This is a genomic window from Noviherbaspirillum sp. (assembly GCF_035627455.1).
In the GTDB taxonomy this organism is placed as follows: Bacteria; Pseudomonadota; Gammaproteobacteria; order Burkholderiales; family Burkholderiaceae_D; genus Noviherbaspirillum.
The window spans coordinates 42,504-57,466 of the sequence record NZ_DASPLS010000028.1 but is presented as its reverse complement, the minus strand read 5'-3'; the positions used below and the strand labels follow the sequence as shown (position 1 = coordinate 57,466).

The following is a 14,963-nucleotide window of genomic DNA, read 5'->3' as shown; positions in this document are numbered from 1 at the left end:
CCCCTGTTCGATCGCTTCGTGGCGATGATGGAGAAACACAAAAATGCCTAAGCGCACAGACATCAAAAGCATCCTGATCATTGGCGCCGGCCCGATCATCATCGGCCAGGCGTGCGAATTCGACTACTCCGGCGCGCAGGCATGCAAGGCATTGCGTGAGGAAGGCTACAAGGTCATCCTGGTCAACAGCAATCCGGCGACCATCATGACCGATCCGGAAATGGCGGACGTCACCTACATCGAGCCGATCACCTGGCAGGTGGTGGAGCGCATCATCGACAAGGAGCGCCCCGACGCGATCCTGCCGACCATGGGCGGCCAGACCGCGCTGAACTGTGCGCTCGACCTGCACCGCAACGGCGTGCTGACCAAGTACGGCTGCGAGCTGATCGGCGCCACGCCGGAAGCGATCGACAAGGCGGAAGACCGCTCCAAGTTCAAGCAGGCGATGACCAAGATCGGCCTCGGCTCCGCCCGGTCCGGTGTTTCGCACACGATGGAAGAGTCGTGGGCGGTGCAGAAGGAAATCGGCTTCCCGGTCATCATCCGTCCGTCCTTCACCATGGGCGGCACCGGCGGCGGCATCGCCTACAACCCGGAAGAATTCGAAACCATCTGCAAGCGCGGCCTGGAAGCCTCGCCGACCTCCGAACTGCTGATCGAGGAATCCCTGATCGGCTGGAAGGAGTTCGAGATGGAGGTGGTGCGCGACAAGAAGGACAACTGCATCATCGTCTGCTCGATCGAGAACCTCGACCCGATGGGCGTGCATACCGGCGACTCGATCACCGTGGCGCCGGCGCAGACGCTGACCGACAAGGAATACCAGATCATGCGCAACGCGTCGCTCGCGGTGCTGCGCGAGATCGGCGTCGACACCGGCGGCTCCAACGTGCAGTTCGCGGTCAATCCGAAGGACGGCCGGATGATCGTCATCGAGATGAATCCGCGCGTGTCGCGTTCCTCCGCGCTGGCGTCGAAGGCGACCGGCTTCCCGATCGCGAAGGTCGCGGCCAAGCTGGCGGTCGGCTTCACGCTCGACGAGCTGCGCAATGAGATCACCGGCGGCGCCACCCCGGCGTCGTTCGAGCCGAGCATCGATTACGTCGTCACCAAGGTGCCGCGTTTCGCGTTCGAGAAATTCCCGACTGCCGACAGCCACCTGACCACCCAGATGAAATCCGTCGGCGAAGTGATGGCGATCGGCCGCACCTTCCAGGAATCCTTCCAGAAGGCGCTGCGCGGCCTGGAAGTCGGCGTCGACGGCATGAATGAAAAGACCACCGACCGCGAGACCATCGAGGAAGAACTCGGCGAGCCGGGGCCGGAGCGCATCTGGTACGTCGGCGACGCGTTCGCGCAGGGTTTCTCCCTGGAAGAAGTGCACCAGCTGACGCACATCGATCCGTGGTTCCTGGTGCAGATCAAGGAAATCGTCGACATCGAACTGTGGCTGGAAAAGCAGACGCTGGAATCGCTCGACAAGGCGACGCTGTTCAAGCTGAAGCAAAAGGGCTACTCGGACCGCCGCATGGCCAAGCTGCTCAAGACCACCGACCGCGCCGTGCGCGAGCATCGCCGCGAACTCGGGGTACGCCCGGTCTACAAGCGGGTCGACACCTGCGCCGCGGAGTTCGCGACGCGCACCGCGTACATGTACTCGACCTACGACGAGGAGTGCGAATCGCAGCCGACCGACAAGAAGAAGATCATGGTGCTGGGCGGCGGTCCGAACCGCATCGGCCAGGGCATCGAATTCGACTACTGCTGCGTGCATGCCGCGCTGGCGATGCGCGAAGACGGCTACGAAACCATCATGGTCAACTGCAACCCGGAAACGGTGTCGACGGACTATGACACGTCCGACCGCCTGTACTTCGAGCCGCTGACGCTGGAAGACGTGCTGGAAATCGTCGACAAGGAAAAGCCCTACGGCGTGATCGTGCAGTACGGTGGCCAGACGCCGTTGAAGCTTGCGCTCGACCTCGAAGCCAATGGCGTGCCGATCGTCGGCACCTCGCCGGACATGATCGATGCAGCGGAAGACCGCGAGCGCTTCCAGAAGCTGCTGCAGGACCTCGGCCTGCGCCAGCCGCCGAACCGCACCGCGCGCGCTGAAGAGGAGGCCTTGCGCCTGGCGCAGGAAATCGGCTATCCGCTGGTGGTTCGCCCGTCCTACGTGCTTGGCGGCCGCGCGATGGAAATCGTGCATGAGCAGCGCGACCTCGAACGCTACATGCGCGAGGCGGTGAAAGTGTCCAACGATTCGCCGGTGCTGCTCGACCGCTTCCTGAACGATGCGATCGAAGTCGACGTCGACTGCCTGTCCGACGGACAGCGCACCTTCATCGGCGGCGTGATGGAGCACATCGAACAGGCGGGCGTGCATTCGGGCGACTCCGCCTGTTCGCTGCCGCCGTATTCGCTCTCCAAGGAAACCGTGGAAGAGCTCAAGCGCCAGACCGCGCTGATGGCCAAGGGCCTGAACGTGGTCGGCCTGATGAACGTGCAGTTCGCGATCCAGCAGCAGGAGGTCGAAGGCCAGCTGAAGGACATCGTGTACGTGCTGGAAGTGAATCCGCGCGCCTCGCGCACCGTGCCCTACGTGTCCAAGGCCACCGGCCTGCAGCTGGCGAAGATCGCCGCGCGCTGCATGGTCGGCCAGTCGCTCGACAGCCAGGGCATCAAGAACGAGGTCGTGCCGCCATACTACAGCGTGAAGGAAGCCGTCTTCCCGTTCAACAAATTCCCGGGCGTCGACACCATCCTCGGCCCGGAAATGAAGTCGACCGGCGAAGTCATGGGCGTGGGCAAGACCTTCGGCGAAGCCTTCGTGAAGTCGCAGCTCGGCGCCGGCGTGAAGCTGCCGAAGTCGGGCAAGGTCTTCCTGAGTGTCAAGAACAGCGACAAGCCGCGCGCGGTGCAGGTCGCGCGCGACCTGGTCGAACTCGGCTTCTCCCTGGTGGCTACCAGGGGTACGGCGGCCGCCATCAGCGCTGCCGGCATTCCGGTCTCACCGGTGAACAAGGTGGTTGAAGGCCGTCCGCACGTGGTGGACATGATCAAGAACAACGAGATCGTCCTGGTCATCAACACTGTCGAGGAAAAGCGTAACGCGATCGTGGATTCGCGCGCGATCCGCACCTCGGCGCTGCTGGCGCGTGCGACGACATATACCACGATCGCCGGCGCCGAAGCCGCAGTCGAGGGCCTGCGCCATCTCGACGAGTTGCATGTCTACGATTTACAAGGCCTGCATAAGTCTTTACACTAAGACTCCAAAGCTAAACTCTTGCCACAGAGGTCACAGACGATTCCGGGTTTCCCGGAATTATTTGTGACCTCTGTGGTTTTCATTTTGTCCAAAGAAATCATGAGCACAGTACCGATTACCAAGCGCGGCGCAGAAATGCTGAAGGAAGAACTGCATCGCCTCAAGACCAAGGATCGTCCGGCCGTCATCAGCGCGATCGCGGAAGCGCGTGCCCAGGGGGACCTGTCCGAAAATGCCGAATACGATGCCGCCAAGGAGCGCCAGGCATTCATCGAGGGCCGCATTGCCGAACTCGAAGGCAAGCTGAGCGCTGCACAGATCATCGATCCGACGGTGCTGGATGCGGAAGGACGCATCGTGTTCGCGTCGACCGTGGACCTGGAAGACCTCGAGTCCGGTACCAAGGTGACCTACCAGATCGTCGGCGAAGACGAAGCCGACCTGAAGGAAAAGAAGATCTCCATCACCTCCCCGATCGCGCGCGCGCTTATCGGCAAGTACGCCGGCGACGTGGTCGAGGTCAATGCACCGTCCGGCATCCGCGAATACGAAGTTCTCGAAGTCCGCTATATCTGACCTGCGATGACCGCCGCCCGCATACGGCGGCTGCTCGCCACGCTCTGGGTGGGCAGCCTGTGGACCGTCGGCTATATCGTCGCGCCGACGCTGTTCTCGACGCTGGCCGACCGTGTGCTCGCTGGTCTGATTGCGGGCAGCCTGTTCCGTATCGAAGCCTGGCTGTCGCTGGTGTGTGCGATCGCGATGGTCGTGCTGCTGAAGGCGTCGCCCGATGAGCGGGGGACGAACACAGGCAGACAGCTGATATGGATAGTCGCCGGCATGCTCGGTTGTACCCTGGTCGGCTATTTCGGCCTGCAGCCTTTCATGGCGGCATTGAAGGAAGCGGCGGGAGCCGCCGGCATGCAGGGCGAGAGCCGCGCCCAGTTCGGCATCCTGCACGGGGTGGCCAGCACCTTCTACCTGGTGCAAAGCCTGCTTGGCGCGGCGCTGGTGTGGAAACTCCGGTAAGGACCGGTCAGGTCCTGTCGAGCGCCGATTTCTTCGAACTGGTCTGGCGCTTCTTCGCGCGCTTGATGTTGCCGCCGGCAGTCACGCGCTCGTTTCCCTTCAGGATGACCTTCTGGACGGTGGGGCGCTTGGTGCCGCTCGGGCTGCCCTTGATGATGGTGACTTCACGCAAGCCCTTGCCGCGCTTCTCGCTGCGCTCCTTCTGGACCTCCTTCTTCGGGCGGTACAGGACAAGCAGCTTGCCGATGTGCTGGATCGGGGCCGCGCCCAGTTCCTCGCAGATCGTTTCATACATGCCGACTCGTGCATCACGGTCGTCGCCAAAGACGCGAACCTTGATCAGGCCGTGGGCATCGAGGCTGGCGTCGATTTCCTTCATGACCGCCGGCGTCAGGCCCGCATCGCCGATGATCACGACCGGGTTGAGCCCGTGGGCCTCGGAGCGAAGCGCGCTGCGCTCCGCGGGTGTCAGTTTCAACATAATCTTAATATCCCTCAAAAGCGGTATTCTACGCGAATGGCAAAGAACAAATTCAACAAAAACTGGCTGCACGACCACATCAATGATCCTTATGTGAAGCAGGCGCAGAAGGATGGCTATCGCGCGCGTGCCGTCTACAAGCTCAAGGAAATCGACGAGACCGAGAAGCTGATCAGGCACGGGCAGGTGATCGTCGATCTCGGCTGCGCGCCCGGCAGCTGGTCGCAGTACGCACGCAACAAGCTCGCCGGGAAGGAGGGCGGCGGCATCAACGGCACCATCATCGGCCTGGACATGCTGCCGATGGAGCCGATCGCCGATGTGCATTTCATTCAGGGCGACTTCCGCGAGCAGGAAGTGCTGGACCAGCTTGAAGCGGTGCTCGAAGGACGCCGGGTCGATCTCGTCCTGTCCGACATGGCGCCCAACCTGTCCGGCGTGGCGATCACGGACGCGGCGCGCGTCGAGCACATCATCGACCTTGCGCTCGACTTCGCCCGTGCGCACATGAAACCTTCCGGCGCCTTGCTCGTCAAATGCTTCAACGGTACGGGTTTTACGCAGATTCTCGAGAAGTTCCGGCAGGAGTTCAAGACGGTCGCGCAGAAGAAGCCCAAAGCCAGCAGAGACAAGTCTTCCGAAGTGTTCCTGCTGGGCAAGTCACTCAAGCACCCATCCTGATTGCATTCTTGCAAGTTAGCACAAGGGCAACTCTTGATTTTCCGGAATCCAGCCGTATATGGGCGGTGAGAGTTATATGGACCGGACGCCGCATGTCATTTCAGGAATTGTTTTTGCATGCCGTCATCCCGTCCGTCCGCCACAGGTTCAGGCTGGCAAGCGCCGGTCATTGCGGGTAGAATCAATTTTACAAGTCTTGTAAATGGGCGCCCCTGCGTCTAAGGAGTTCCAGTGAACAACATGTTTTCGAAAGCCGCCATCTGGGTCGTGATTGCCCTGGTGTTGTTTACCGTCTTCAAGCAGTTCGACGGTCGCACGCTGGCGGGAGGCGCGACGCCTATTCCGTACTCGGACTTCCTGGACGAGGTGAAGGCACGGCAGATCCGTGAAGCGACCATTGAGGATCGCACCATCATCGCGACGACGAATGACGGCAAGCGCATCAAGACGGCGGTTACCTATCTCGACCGCGGCCTGATCGGCGACCTGATCAACAACGGCGTCAAGTTCGACGTCAAGCAGCCGGAAGAGCAGTCCTTCCTGTCGCAGGTTTTCATTTCCTGGTTCCCGATGCTGTTGCTGATCGGCGTCTGGGTATTCTTCATGCGCCAGATGCAGGGCGGCGGCAAGGGCGGGGCATTCTCGTTCGGCCGTTCCAAGGCGCGCATGCTGGATGAAGCGAGCAATACCGTCACCTTCGCCGACGTCGCCGGCTGCGACGAGGCCAAGGAGGAAGTGCAGGAACTGGTCGACTTCCTGCGCGACCCGACCAAGTTCCAGAAACTGGGCGGTCGCATCCCGCGCGGCGTGCTGATGGTGGGCCCTCCGGGTACCGGTAAGACCCTTCTGGCACGCGCGATTGCCGGTGAAGCCAAGGTGCCGTTCTTCACGATTTCCGGTTCCGACTTTGTCGAGATGTTCGTCGGCGTGGGCGCATCCCGCGTGCGCGACATGTTCGAGAATGCAAAGAAACATTCCCCGTGCATCATCTTCATCGATGAGATCGACGCGGTCGGCCGTCATCGCGGCGCCGGCCTCGGCGGCGGCAACGATGAGCGCGAACAGACGCTGAACCAGCTGCTGGTCGAGATGGACGGTTTCGAAGCGAACTCCGGCGTCATCGTGATCGCCGCGACCAACCGCGCCGACGTGCTCGACAAGGCGCTGCTGCGTCCCGGCCGCTTCGACCGCCAGGTGATGGTCGGCCTGCCGGACATCCGCGGCCGTGAGCAGATTCTGTATGTACATATGCGCAAGGTGCCGATCGCACCGGACGTCAAGGCCGATATCCTGGCCCGCGGCACTCCCGGCTTCTCCGGCGCCGACCTGGCCAACCTGGTCAACGAGGCTGCCTTGTTTGCCGCGCGCCGCAACAAGCGCCTGGTTGAGATGCAGGACTTCGAGGACGCCAAGGACAAGATCGTGATGGGCCCGGAGCGCAAGTCGGCCGTGATGCGCGAGGAAGAGCGCCGCAACACCGCCTTCCATGAGTCCGGCCATGCGGTGGTCGCCAAGCTGTTGCCGAAGGCGGATCCGGTGCACAAGGTCACGATTATGCCGCGCGGTTATGCGCTCGGCCTGACCTGGCAGCTGCCCGAGCATGATCGCGTAAACATGTACAAGGACAAGATGCTCGAGGAAATCGCGATCCTGTTCGGCGGCCGCATCGCCGAAGAGATCTTCATGCACCAGATGTCGACCGGCGCATCCAACGACTTCGAGCGCGCGACGAAGCTGGCGCGTGCGATGGTGACCCGCTACGGCATGTCCGAGACGCTCGGCACCATGGTCTACGAAGACAGCGAGCAGGATGCCTATTTCGGCCGCATGACGTCGAAGACCGTGTCGGAAGCGACGCAGCAGAAGGTGGACCTGGAAATCCGCTCGATCCTGGACGGCCAGTATGCACTGGCGCGCCGCTTGCTCGAGGAAAACCAGGACAAGGTCGAAGTGATGGCCAAGGCGCTGCTCGAGTGGGAAACCCTGGATGCCGACCAGATCAACGACATCATGGAAGGCAATGAGCCGCGTCCGCCGAAGGCTGGTGTGCCGGTCAAGCGTTCTCCGTCCGACAACGCGTCCGGTGGCATTTCCCCGAACGCGACCGCGCCTGCGTAACTATCGCGCGTATTAACCTGTTGTCAACAAGGGTGAGGAGCAATCCTCGCCCTTTTTGTTTGTCCGGAATGAAAACAGACTATTTCCAGTGCGGCCGCTACCGCTTTCCGACCCGGCCCGGCCAGTCCCGCCCGCTTGTGATGGGGGTGCTCAACGTGACACCCGACTCCTTCTCCGACGGCGGGCGTTTCCATTCGCTCGACCAGGCCTTGTCCCATGCAGAGCAGATGATCGCCGAAGGCGTCGACATCATCGACATCGGCGGGGAATCGAGCCGGCCCGGCGCGCAGCCGCTGCCGCTGGACGAAGAATTGCGGCGCGTCATGCCGGTGCTGTTCGCATTGCGCGATTGCGGCAAGCCGCTGTCTGTCGACACCTATAAACCGGAAGTGATGCGCGAGGCGATTAACGCCGGTGCGGACATGATCAACGATATCAATGGCTTCCGCGCCGAGGGGGCGTTGAGTGCGGTCAACGAGAGTGACTGCGCGTTGTGTATCATGCACATGCAGAACGCGCCGCTGACCATGCAGGTGCAGCCGCACTACGACGACGTGACCGCCGAGGTTACGCAATTCCTGCGGCAGGGCGTGGAGCGGATGGAGCAGGGCGGAATCGACCGCCGGCGGATCTGCGTCGATCCCGGATTCGGATTCGGCAAGACGCTGGAGCACAATCTGATGCTGCTGCGGAATATCGGCAGGATCGCCGGGGAAACCGGCGTGCCGGTGCTGGCCGGCCTGTCGCGCAAGTCCATGATCGGTGCGATTACCGGCAAGCCGGTGGAGCGCCGGGTTGCCGGAAGCGTTGCCGGAGCGCTGGCGGCGGTGGCGCGTGGCGCGCTGATCGTGCGGGTGCATGACGTGGCGGAGACAGTGGATGCGCTCAAGGTTTGGCGGGCGGTCGAAGAAGATCAACAGGGGTAAGCAATGACACGCAAATATTTTGGCACCGACGGTGTACGCGGAAGGGTCGGGGAGTTGCCGATCACGCCGGATCTGGTGATGAAGCTCGGCTATGCGGCGGGCAAGGTTCTGGCACAGGCGGAAACCAGCAGCATCAAGCCGGTGGTATTGATTGGCAAGGACACGCGCATTTCCGGCTACATGCTGGAAGCGGCGCTGCAGGCAGGGTTCGCCGCCGCCGGCGTCGACGTGATGCTTGCCGGCCCGATGCCCACGCCGGCGATCGCCTACCTGACGCGCGCGCTGCGCCTGTCGGCAGGCGTCGTGATCTCGGCCTCGCACAATCCCTATCATGACAACGGCATCAAGTTCTTTTCCGCACAGGGCAACAAGCTGCCGGATGCGGTGGAATCCGCGATCGAGGACATGCTGGAAGCGCCGATCGAATGCGTGTCGTCCGAAAAGCTGGGCAAGGCCAAGCGCCTGTTCGATGCGCAGGGCCGCTATATCGAATTCTGCAAGAGCACCTTCCCGAGCGAACTCGACCTGAGGGGCCTGAAGATCGTGGTCGACTGCGCGCACGGCGCCGCCTACCACATTGCGCCGGATGTCTTCCACGAACTCGGTGCCGAGGTGGTCGCCATCGCCAACCAGCCGAACGGCTTGAACATCAACGACGAGGTCGGCGCGACTGCCCCGGCGACGCTGTCGGCGGCAGTGCGCGAGCACAAGGCCGACCTCGGCATTGCGCTCGACGGCGATGCCGATCGTCTGCTGATGGTGGATGCCTCCGGCCGCGCGTACAACGGCGATGAACTGCTGTACGTGATGGTCAAGGACCGGGTGAAGACGGCACGCGTGGAAGGCGTGGTCGGCACCCTGATGACCAACATGGCGCTGGAAGTCGCGCTCAAGCGCATGGGTATCGGCTTTGCCCGCGCCAAGGTGGGCGACCGCTATGTGCTGGAAGTGCTGCACGAGCGCGGCTGGCAGATCGGCGGCGAGGGCTCGGGTCACCTGCTGTTCCTCGACAAGCACACGACCGGAGACGGCATCGTCTCCGCGCTGCAGGTGCTGTCGGCGCTAAAGCGCAGCGGACAGACGCTGGAGCAGGCAACGTCCGACCTGGTGCTGTTCCCGCAGTCGCTGGTCAACGTGAAGGTGACGCCGGGCTTCGACTGGCAGAAAAATGCGGCGGCCCGCAGTGAAAAGGAAGTGGTGGAGGCCGAACTGGGCGACAACGGGCGCGTGCTGATTCGCGCGTCCGGTACCGAACCGCTGGTGCGCGTGATGGTTGAAGCGCGTAACGCCGACGATGCCGGGCGCTTCGCCCGGCGCATCGCCGACAAGCTCGCCGTCTGATCCCTGGTCAAGCCGCGGCGGATTTCTTTCGCCGCGGTGCGCTGCGGGCAAGAAATGACGCCCGCGGACAGTAATAAATTGACCGCCCGGCATCGCGCCGGTATGATGCTTGATTCTCGGGGCGTAGCGCAGCCTGGTAGCGCACCTGATTTGGGATCAGGTGGTCGGACGTTCGAATCGTCTCGCCCCGACCAGACATCCTCAGCGCATCCCATTCCTGATGCGCGCCTATCTTCCATTTTCGCCTTTCCTGCGTTTGCGGTCGCCGTGCGGCACGTTCGCCCGCGCCTTTCTGCCGCAAATATGGTGTCTGCGTCGCCACGCGGTGCTGCATCCCGATTGCCATGCACGGCCGCCGCGGTGATAATGCAATGATTCCAATAATGAACAACGGCAAGGGGGGACCTTGGCGTCTGCGCGAAAAACAGCCCGGACGAATGGTTGTCGGAGCGGAGCCTTCCCATGAGGCAGCTGGAGGAATTGCTCGACCTCGTCGCCCGCAAGATCGGGCTTTCCACGGACGACATCGCCCGGCGCAGCGCCGTGTTCGACATCACCGATGCCGACATTGCGCTACTGCGCCAGTTGCACGACAAGCTGGCCGCGCATCAGCCGCCACTGGTCGAATCCTTCCACAGTTATCTCACCCAGTTTCCGGAGCTGAAGCAGTGGCTCGGCGACGGGGACAAGCTCGAGCGCCTGAAGCAGGCGCAACTCGGCTATTTCAACCGCCTCAGCCAGGGTAACTACGACAGCGGGTACGTGACGGACCGGTTGCGCGTGGGCCTTGTGCACCAGCAGATCGGGCTCGAGCCGAAATGGTACGTGGGCGCCTATCGCAAATACCTTTCCGACGTCATCCCGGTTCTGGCCGAAGCGGCCGCGGGCGACCGCGAGCAATTCTTCCGCGCGTGCGATGCGCTGCTCAAGGTCGTGTGCTTCGACATGGTGCTGGCGCTCGACACCTATTTCGAAGCGGACCGGTCCGAGGTTGTGCGCGTCAAGAATTACGCGGAGCAGATGCTGGCGTCGATTCCATCCGGACTGATCGTGCTCGATGCCGAGCTGAAGATACGCTCGATGAACCATGCGATGTGCCGTATGTTCAGGCTTGGGGCCGGAGACGAGGTGGCCGGCCTGCCGCTGACCGCCGTCGTCTGGAGCCGTCAACTGACGGAGGCGCTCAAGACCGCGCTGGCGACCGGCGAGGGCATGCGCGACCTGGTGATCAGCGTGATCGATGATAGCGGCAAGCGCCACTTCGAATTCGACATCTCGGCAGCGCTGCTGAGGCAGGAGAACGTCCTGTTGCTGATGGGGCAGGACATCACCGGCCGCGTGCAGTCGCAGGAAGAGCTGCGCCGTTTCCGGATGGCCCTCGACAGCTCCATCGACGCGGTCTACCTGATCGACCGCGAGGAGATGCGCTTCATCGATGCCAATGAAACAGCGCTGGCCACCCTCGGCTACTCCTATGAGGAGCTGCTGCAGCTCGGGCCGCAGGATCTCAAGCCTGACGAAGGCGAGCTGGAGCGGGTCCACCGCCGCTTCGACGAAGTGATCGTCAGCGAGAGCAAGACCGGGATGATCCAGACCGTGCACCAGCGCAAGGACGGCTCGCGGTTGCCGGTCGAAGTCTATCTGCGGGCGATCCAGTCCGAAGGCCGGCAGCTGCTGGTGGCGGTGGTGCGGGACCTTACCGACCGCTTGCAGGCGGAAGCGGTGCTGCGCGAAAGCGAGGAGCGGTTCCGTGTCGCATTCAACCAGGCGGCGGTCGGGCTGGCGCACGTGGCGCCCGACGGCCGCTGGCTCATGGTCAATAACAAGCTGTGCGACATCGTCGGCTATTCGCGCAAGGAATTGCTTTCCATGAGCTTCCAGGACATCACGCATCCGGAAGACCTGGTCGCGGACTGGGCGCTGGCGCGGCGCATGATTGCCGGCGAAATCTATGAAAAAACCCGCGAGAAGCGCTATCGGCACAAGGCCGGGTACTACATCTGGGTCAATCTCACCAGTTCCATGGTGCGCGACGCCGCAGGCAGCCCCAAGTATTACAGCACCGTGGTGGAAGACATCTCCCGCCGCAAGCAGGTCGAGGAAGAACTGCTGCATCTTGCCAACCATGATTCCCTGACCAGCCTGCCGAATCGCTCGCTGCTGCTCGACCGGCTCGCGCAGGCGCTGGTGTTTGCGCGGCGCTCCGACGCGCGGGTCGCGGTGATGCTGATCGATCTCGACCGTTTCAAGACGATCAACGACAGCCTCGGCCACGACATCGGCGACAAGATCATCATCGAGATTTCGCGCCGCCTGTCGGCCTGCATCCGGGCCGGCGACACGATCGCCCGGCTCGGCGGCGATGAATTCGTGGTGATCAGGCCGGACGTGGCGCGCGAAGATGCGGTCGCCAGCATGGCTCAGCAGATCCTGGCCGGCCTCGCGCAACCGATCACACTTCAGGGACACGAGTTCTTTCCGACTGCCAGCATCGGCATCAGCGTGTTCCCGAAGGACGGTACGGACGGACAGACGCTGCTGAAAAACGCGGACATGGCGATGTACCGCGCCAAGGATGCGGGCAGGAATACCTTCCAGTTTTACGCGCACGAAATGAATACCCGCGCGCTCGACCGCCTGAAGCTGGAAAGCGGCCTGCGCCGCGCCCTGGAGCGCCAGGAGTTCGCGGTGCATTACCAGCCGCAGATGGATATCGCATCGGGACGCGTCATGGGTGCCGAAGCGCTGCTGCGCTGGGCGCCGCCGGGCCAGACGATGGTATTTCCCGGCGACTTCATTCCAATCGCGGAGGAGACCGGGCTGATCGTGCCGATCGGCGAATGGGTGCTGCGGCAGGCATGCATGCAAAAGCGGGAGTGGCACCGCGCCGGGATGTTCACCGACTTGAAGTTGGCGGTCAACCTGTCGGCGCGGCAGTTCAAGCAGCAGGACATGGTGAAGATGGTGTCGCGGGTATTGGCGGAGACCGGATGCCGGCCGGAGTGGCTCGAACTCGAGATTACCGAAAGCATCATCATGGAAAATCCCGAAGCAGCCGCGGAAACGCTGCACAGGCTGAGCGCGATGGGCGTGCGCCTGGCGATCGACGACTTCGGCACCGGTTATTCCAGCCTCAGCTACCTCAAGCGCTTTCCGATCGACGCGCTCAAGATTGACCGCTCCTTCGTGCGCGACATCACGACGGATGCCGATGATGCCGCGATTGCCAAGGCAGTGATCGCGCTGGCGCACAGCCTGAAGCTGGCAGTGATCGCCGAAGGTGTCGAAACGATCGAGCAGCTCGATTTCCTGCGCGAGCAGAAGTGCGACCAGATGCAGGGGTATTTCCTGAGCAGGCCGCTGCCGGTGGACCAGTTCGGCGCTTTCCTGCTGCAAGGCAAATGCGCGTGAATCGCGTGCGCGCAATCATTGAAACCCGCCGCCATTAGATGTAATATCCGCAAGCCTCGTTTCGGGCGGGCAGGAAGCTGACGACAGGCTTTCGCCTTTGCCTCGGTCCCGGCATGCCGCCGCACTGCCCATAGCTCAGTTGGATAGAGCAACGGCCTTCTAAGCCGTAGGTCGCAGGTTCGACTCCTGCTGGGCAGGCCACCATCCCTCCGCCTGCTTCCCTTTCCGCCGTTTTGGTCCGTCCTCGCTGCCATGCAGCAGAAAAAGATGTTTACGAAATAACTCTTTCGGGGCAGAATGCGAAAATTGTTGCCATAGGGAAATTATCCCGTTTGGTGCCGTACAGCACAACGCCCGCGCATGCCAGAAGAACAGCTGATCAACTCCGTCAACAAATACTATCTCGACAAGGTGATGAACCTTGCCGATCAGGCGGACATCAAGGCCACCGAAGACATTTTCGATGCGCGCGGCATGAAGCTTGTCGCCAAGGGCGCGCGGATTTCGCGCAGCTTGCAGGAACGGCTGAGCCTGCGCAAGCTGAACAAACCCTTCGAATCGAGCATCGCGGTCGGGGAGGGCGTCGACACCGGCGTCGTCGCGGCGGAAGCGCAGCGCATCGCCGACACCGTCGAGCCGATGGCTTCCATCCTGCGCACCATCGGCAACGGGCAGTCGCCGGTGCAGGTCCTGGCCGGCATCCAGTTTGGCAGCGCGATGAGCACCATGCTGACGATCATCGAGCGCGGCGGCAAGACCGCGCTCATGCATAGCGTGATGGTCAGCCTGCTGTCGGTCTGCCTCGCCCGCAAGCTCGGGATGAGCAGCACCGACCAGACGGTCGTTGCCGTCGCCGGGCTGCTGCACGATATCGGCGAACTCTACATCGATCCCGAGTACCTGCAGTCAAACCGTACCCTTTATCCGCATGAGTGGCGTCATGTGATCGTCCATCCGCGCATCGGCCAGATGCTGATTTCCGGCCTCGAAAACTACCCGGCGAGCGTGGCACAAGCGGTGTACGAGCATCACGAGCGCCATGACGGCGGGGGATACCCAAGACAGATCGCCGGTGCGAGCATCAGCATGGCCGGGCAGGTGATCTCGGCAGCGGAAATGATTTCGGGAATCTTCCTGCATCAGGACAAGGCCCTGCAACGCGCCGAACTGGCGCTGAAGATCATGCCGGGGGAGTTCGCGCGCGAGCTGGTGACGGTGGTGTCGCTGGCGATGCAGGCGGCGCGCGCCCCGGGCGATATGCCGGACGAGGGCGGCACGCCGACCGGCGAGGAGCGGCTGAAGGTGCAGGCCCTGTACGAGCGCATCTGCACCGCCCAGTCCGCGGTCGAGGAGTCGATGGACAAGCCGGAACTGCAATCGAAGAAAGCGCGCCAGCTGCTCGCCGATACCAAGCGCCGCGTGACCGCGATCGAGCGGGCCTTCAGCAGCACCGGGCTCGATGCCTGCCTGGATGAGGCGTCCCGGTTCTTCGATACGCGCAGCACTTCCATCCTGTTTGAAACGGATGTGGCGACGCGCGAGATCCTCTGGCGGCTGCGCGACGTTGCCCGGGATGTCTCCCTGCACGCATCGGCACTCGACCAGCGGGAAGCGGACACGCTACAGCCGCTGATCGCCTTGCTTGACGGCGCGCACTAGTAGGTCATCCAGATAAATTTAGCACGTAGAGGATCGTAGGGTG

The 14,963-nt window shown here is 62.6% G+C and carries 10 protein-coding genes and 2 tRNA genes; 11 read left to right on the top strand and 1 reads right to left on the bottom strand.

What is annotated here, in order from left to right; translation table 11 throughout:
- Positions 1 to 43: 43 nt before the first annotated feature.
- The 3 genes from carB to VEC01_RS04965 all read left to right on the top strand — a co-directional run bounded on the left by carB (position 44) and on the right by VEC01_RS04965 (position 4,303).
- On the top strand, positions 44 to 3,274 hold the full coding sequence (gene carB / locus VEC01_RS04975) for a carbamoyl-phosphate synthase large subunit (protein ID WP_324899353.1): 3,231 nt from the start codon (positions 44 to 46) through the stop codon (positions 3,272 to 3,274).
- 99 nt (positions 3,275 to 3,373) lie between these two features.
- Positions 3,374 to 3,850, top strand: a complete 477-nt coding sequence (gene greA / locus VEC01_RS04970) for a transcription elongation factor GreA (protein WP_324899352.1) — start codon at positions 3,374 to 3,376, stop codon at positions 3,848 to 3,850.
- 6 nt (positions 3,851 to 3,856) lie between these two features.
- Entirely contained in the window at positions 3,857 to 4,303 is a 447-nt protein-coding gene (locus VEC01_RS04965; RefSeq protein ID WP_324899350.1) for a DUF4149 domain-containing protein, read from the top strand.
- Between the two features lie 7 nt (positions 4,304 to 4,310).
- Here the strand turns inward: VEC01_RS04965 and VEC01_RS04960 are convergent, their stop codons facing one another.
- Positions 4,311 to 4,784 (bottom strand): YhbY family RNA-binding protein, encoded by a 474-nt coding sequence (locus tag VEC01_RS04960; protein ID WP_324899348.1) that lies wholly within the window; start codon positions 4,782 to 4,784, stop codon positions 4,311 to 4,313.
- 36 nt (positions 4,785 to 4,820) lie between these two features.
- Between VEC01_RS04960 and VEC01_RS04955 the strand changes: the two genes are divergently transcribed.
- The 8 genes from VEC01_RS04955 to VEC01_RS04920 all read left to right on the top strand — a co-directional run bounded on the left by VEC01_RS04955 (position 4,821) and on the right by VEC01_RS04920 (position 14,920).
- On the top strand, positions 4,821 to 5,465 hold the full coding sequence (locus VEC01_RS04955; protein ID WP_324899345.1) for an RlmE family RNA methyltransferase: 645 nt from the start codon (positions 4,821 to 4,823) through the stop codon (positions 5,463 to 5,465).
- Positions 5,466 to 5,696: 231 nt separating this feature from the next.
- Positions 5,697 to 7,583, top strand: a complete 1,887-nt coding sequence (gene ftsH / locus VEC01_RS04950; protein ID WP_324899343.1) for an ATP-dependent zinc metalloprotease FtsH — start codon at positions 5,697 to 5,699, stop codon at positions 7,581 to 7,583.
- A 68-nt stretch (positions 7,584 to 7,651) separates the two neighbouring features.
- Positions 7,652 to 8,509: a dihydropteroate synthase gene (gene folP, locus VEC01_RS04945; protein ID WP_324899341.1), complete on the top strand. Its 858-nt coding sequence runs from the start codon at positions 7,652 to 7,654 to the stop codon at positions 8,507 to 8,509.
- Positions 8,510 to 8,512: 3 nt separating this feature from the next.
- Positions 8,513 to 9,850 carry a phosphoglucosamine mutase gene (gene glmM, locus VEC01_RS04940; protein WP_324899340.1) on the top strand — a complete coding sequence of 446 codons (1,338 nt, stop codon included), beginning with the start codon at positions 8,513 to 8,515 and terminating at the stop codon, positions 9,848 to 9,850.
- A gap of 117 nt (positions 9,851 to 9,967) precedes the next feature.
- A tRNA-Pro gene (locus VEC01_RS04935) sits at positions 9,968 to 10,044 on the top strand.
- A 268-nt stretch (positions 10,045 to 10,312) separates the two neighbouring features.
- Positions 10,313 to 13,261, top strand: coding sequence for an EAL domain-containing protein (locus VEC01_RS04930; protein ID WP_324899338.1), 2,949 nt, complete (start codon positions 10,313 to 10,315; stop codon positions 13,259 to 13,261).
- 124 nt (positions 13,262 to 13,385) lie between these two features.
- Positions 13,386 to 13,462 (top strand) — tRNA-Arg (locus VEC01_RS04925).
- A gap of 159 nt (positions 13,463 to 13,621) precedes the next feature.
- Positions 13,622 to 14,920 (top strand): HD-GYP domain-containing protein, encoded by a 1,299-nt coding sequence (locus VEC01_RS04920; RefSeq protein ID WP_324899336.1) that lies wholly within the window; start codon positions 13,622 to 13,624, stop codon positions 14,918 to 14,920.
- Positions 14,921 to 14,963: the final 43 nt, after the last annotated feature.

Coding starts and splice junctions, on each gene's coding strand:
- VEC01_RS04955 (WP_324899345.1), top strand. CDS start 4,821: ATGGCAAAGAACAAATTCAACAAAAACTGGCTGCACGACCACATCAAT.
- VEC01_RS04930 (WP_324899338.1), top strand. CDS start 10,313: ATGAGGCAGCTGGAGGAATTGCTCGACCTCGTCGCCCGCAAGATCGGG.
- carB (WP_324899353.1), top strand. CDS start 44: ATGCCTAAGCGCACAGACATCAAAAGCATCCTGATCATTGGCGCCGGC.
- folP (WP_324899341.1), top strand. CDS start 7,652: ATGAAAACAGACTATTTCCAGTGCGGCCGCTACCGCTTTCCGACCCGG.
- greA (WP_324899352.1), top strand. CDS start 3,374: ATGAGCACAGTACCGATTACCAAGCGCGGCGCAGAAATGCTGAAGGAA.
- VEC01_RS04965 (WP_324899350.1), top strand. CDS start 3,857: ATGACCGCCGCCCGCATACGGCGGCTGCTCGCCACGCTCTGGGTGGGC.
- glmM (WP_324899340.1), top strand. CDS start 8,513: ATGACACGCAAATATTTTGGCACCGACGGTGTACGCGGAAGGGTCGGG.
- VEC01_RS04960 (WP_324899348.1), bottom strand. CDS start 4,784: ATGTTGAAACTGACACCCGCGGAGCGCAGCGCGCTTCGCTCCGAGGCC.
- VEC01_RS04920 (WP_324899336.1), top strand. CDS start 13,622: ATGCCAGAAGAACAGCTGATCAACTCCGTCAACAAATACTATCTCGAC.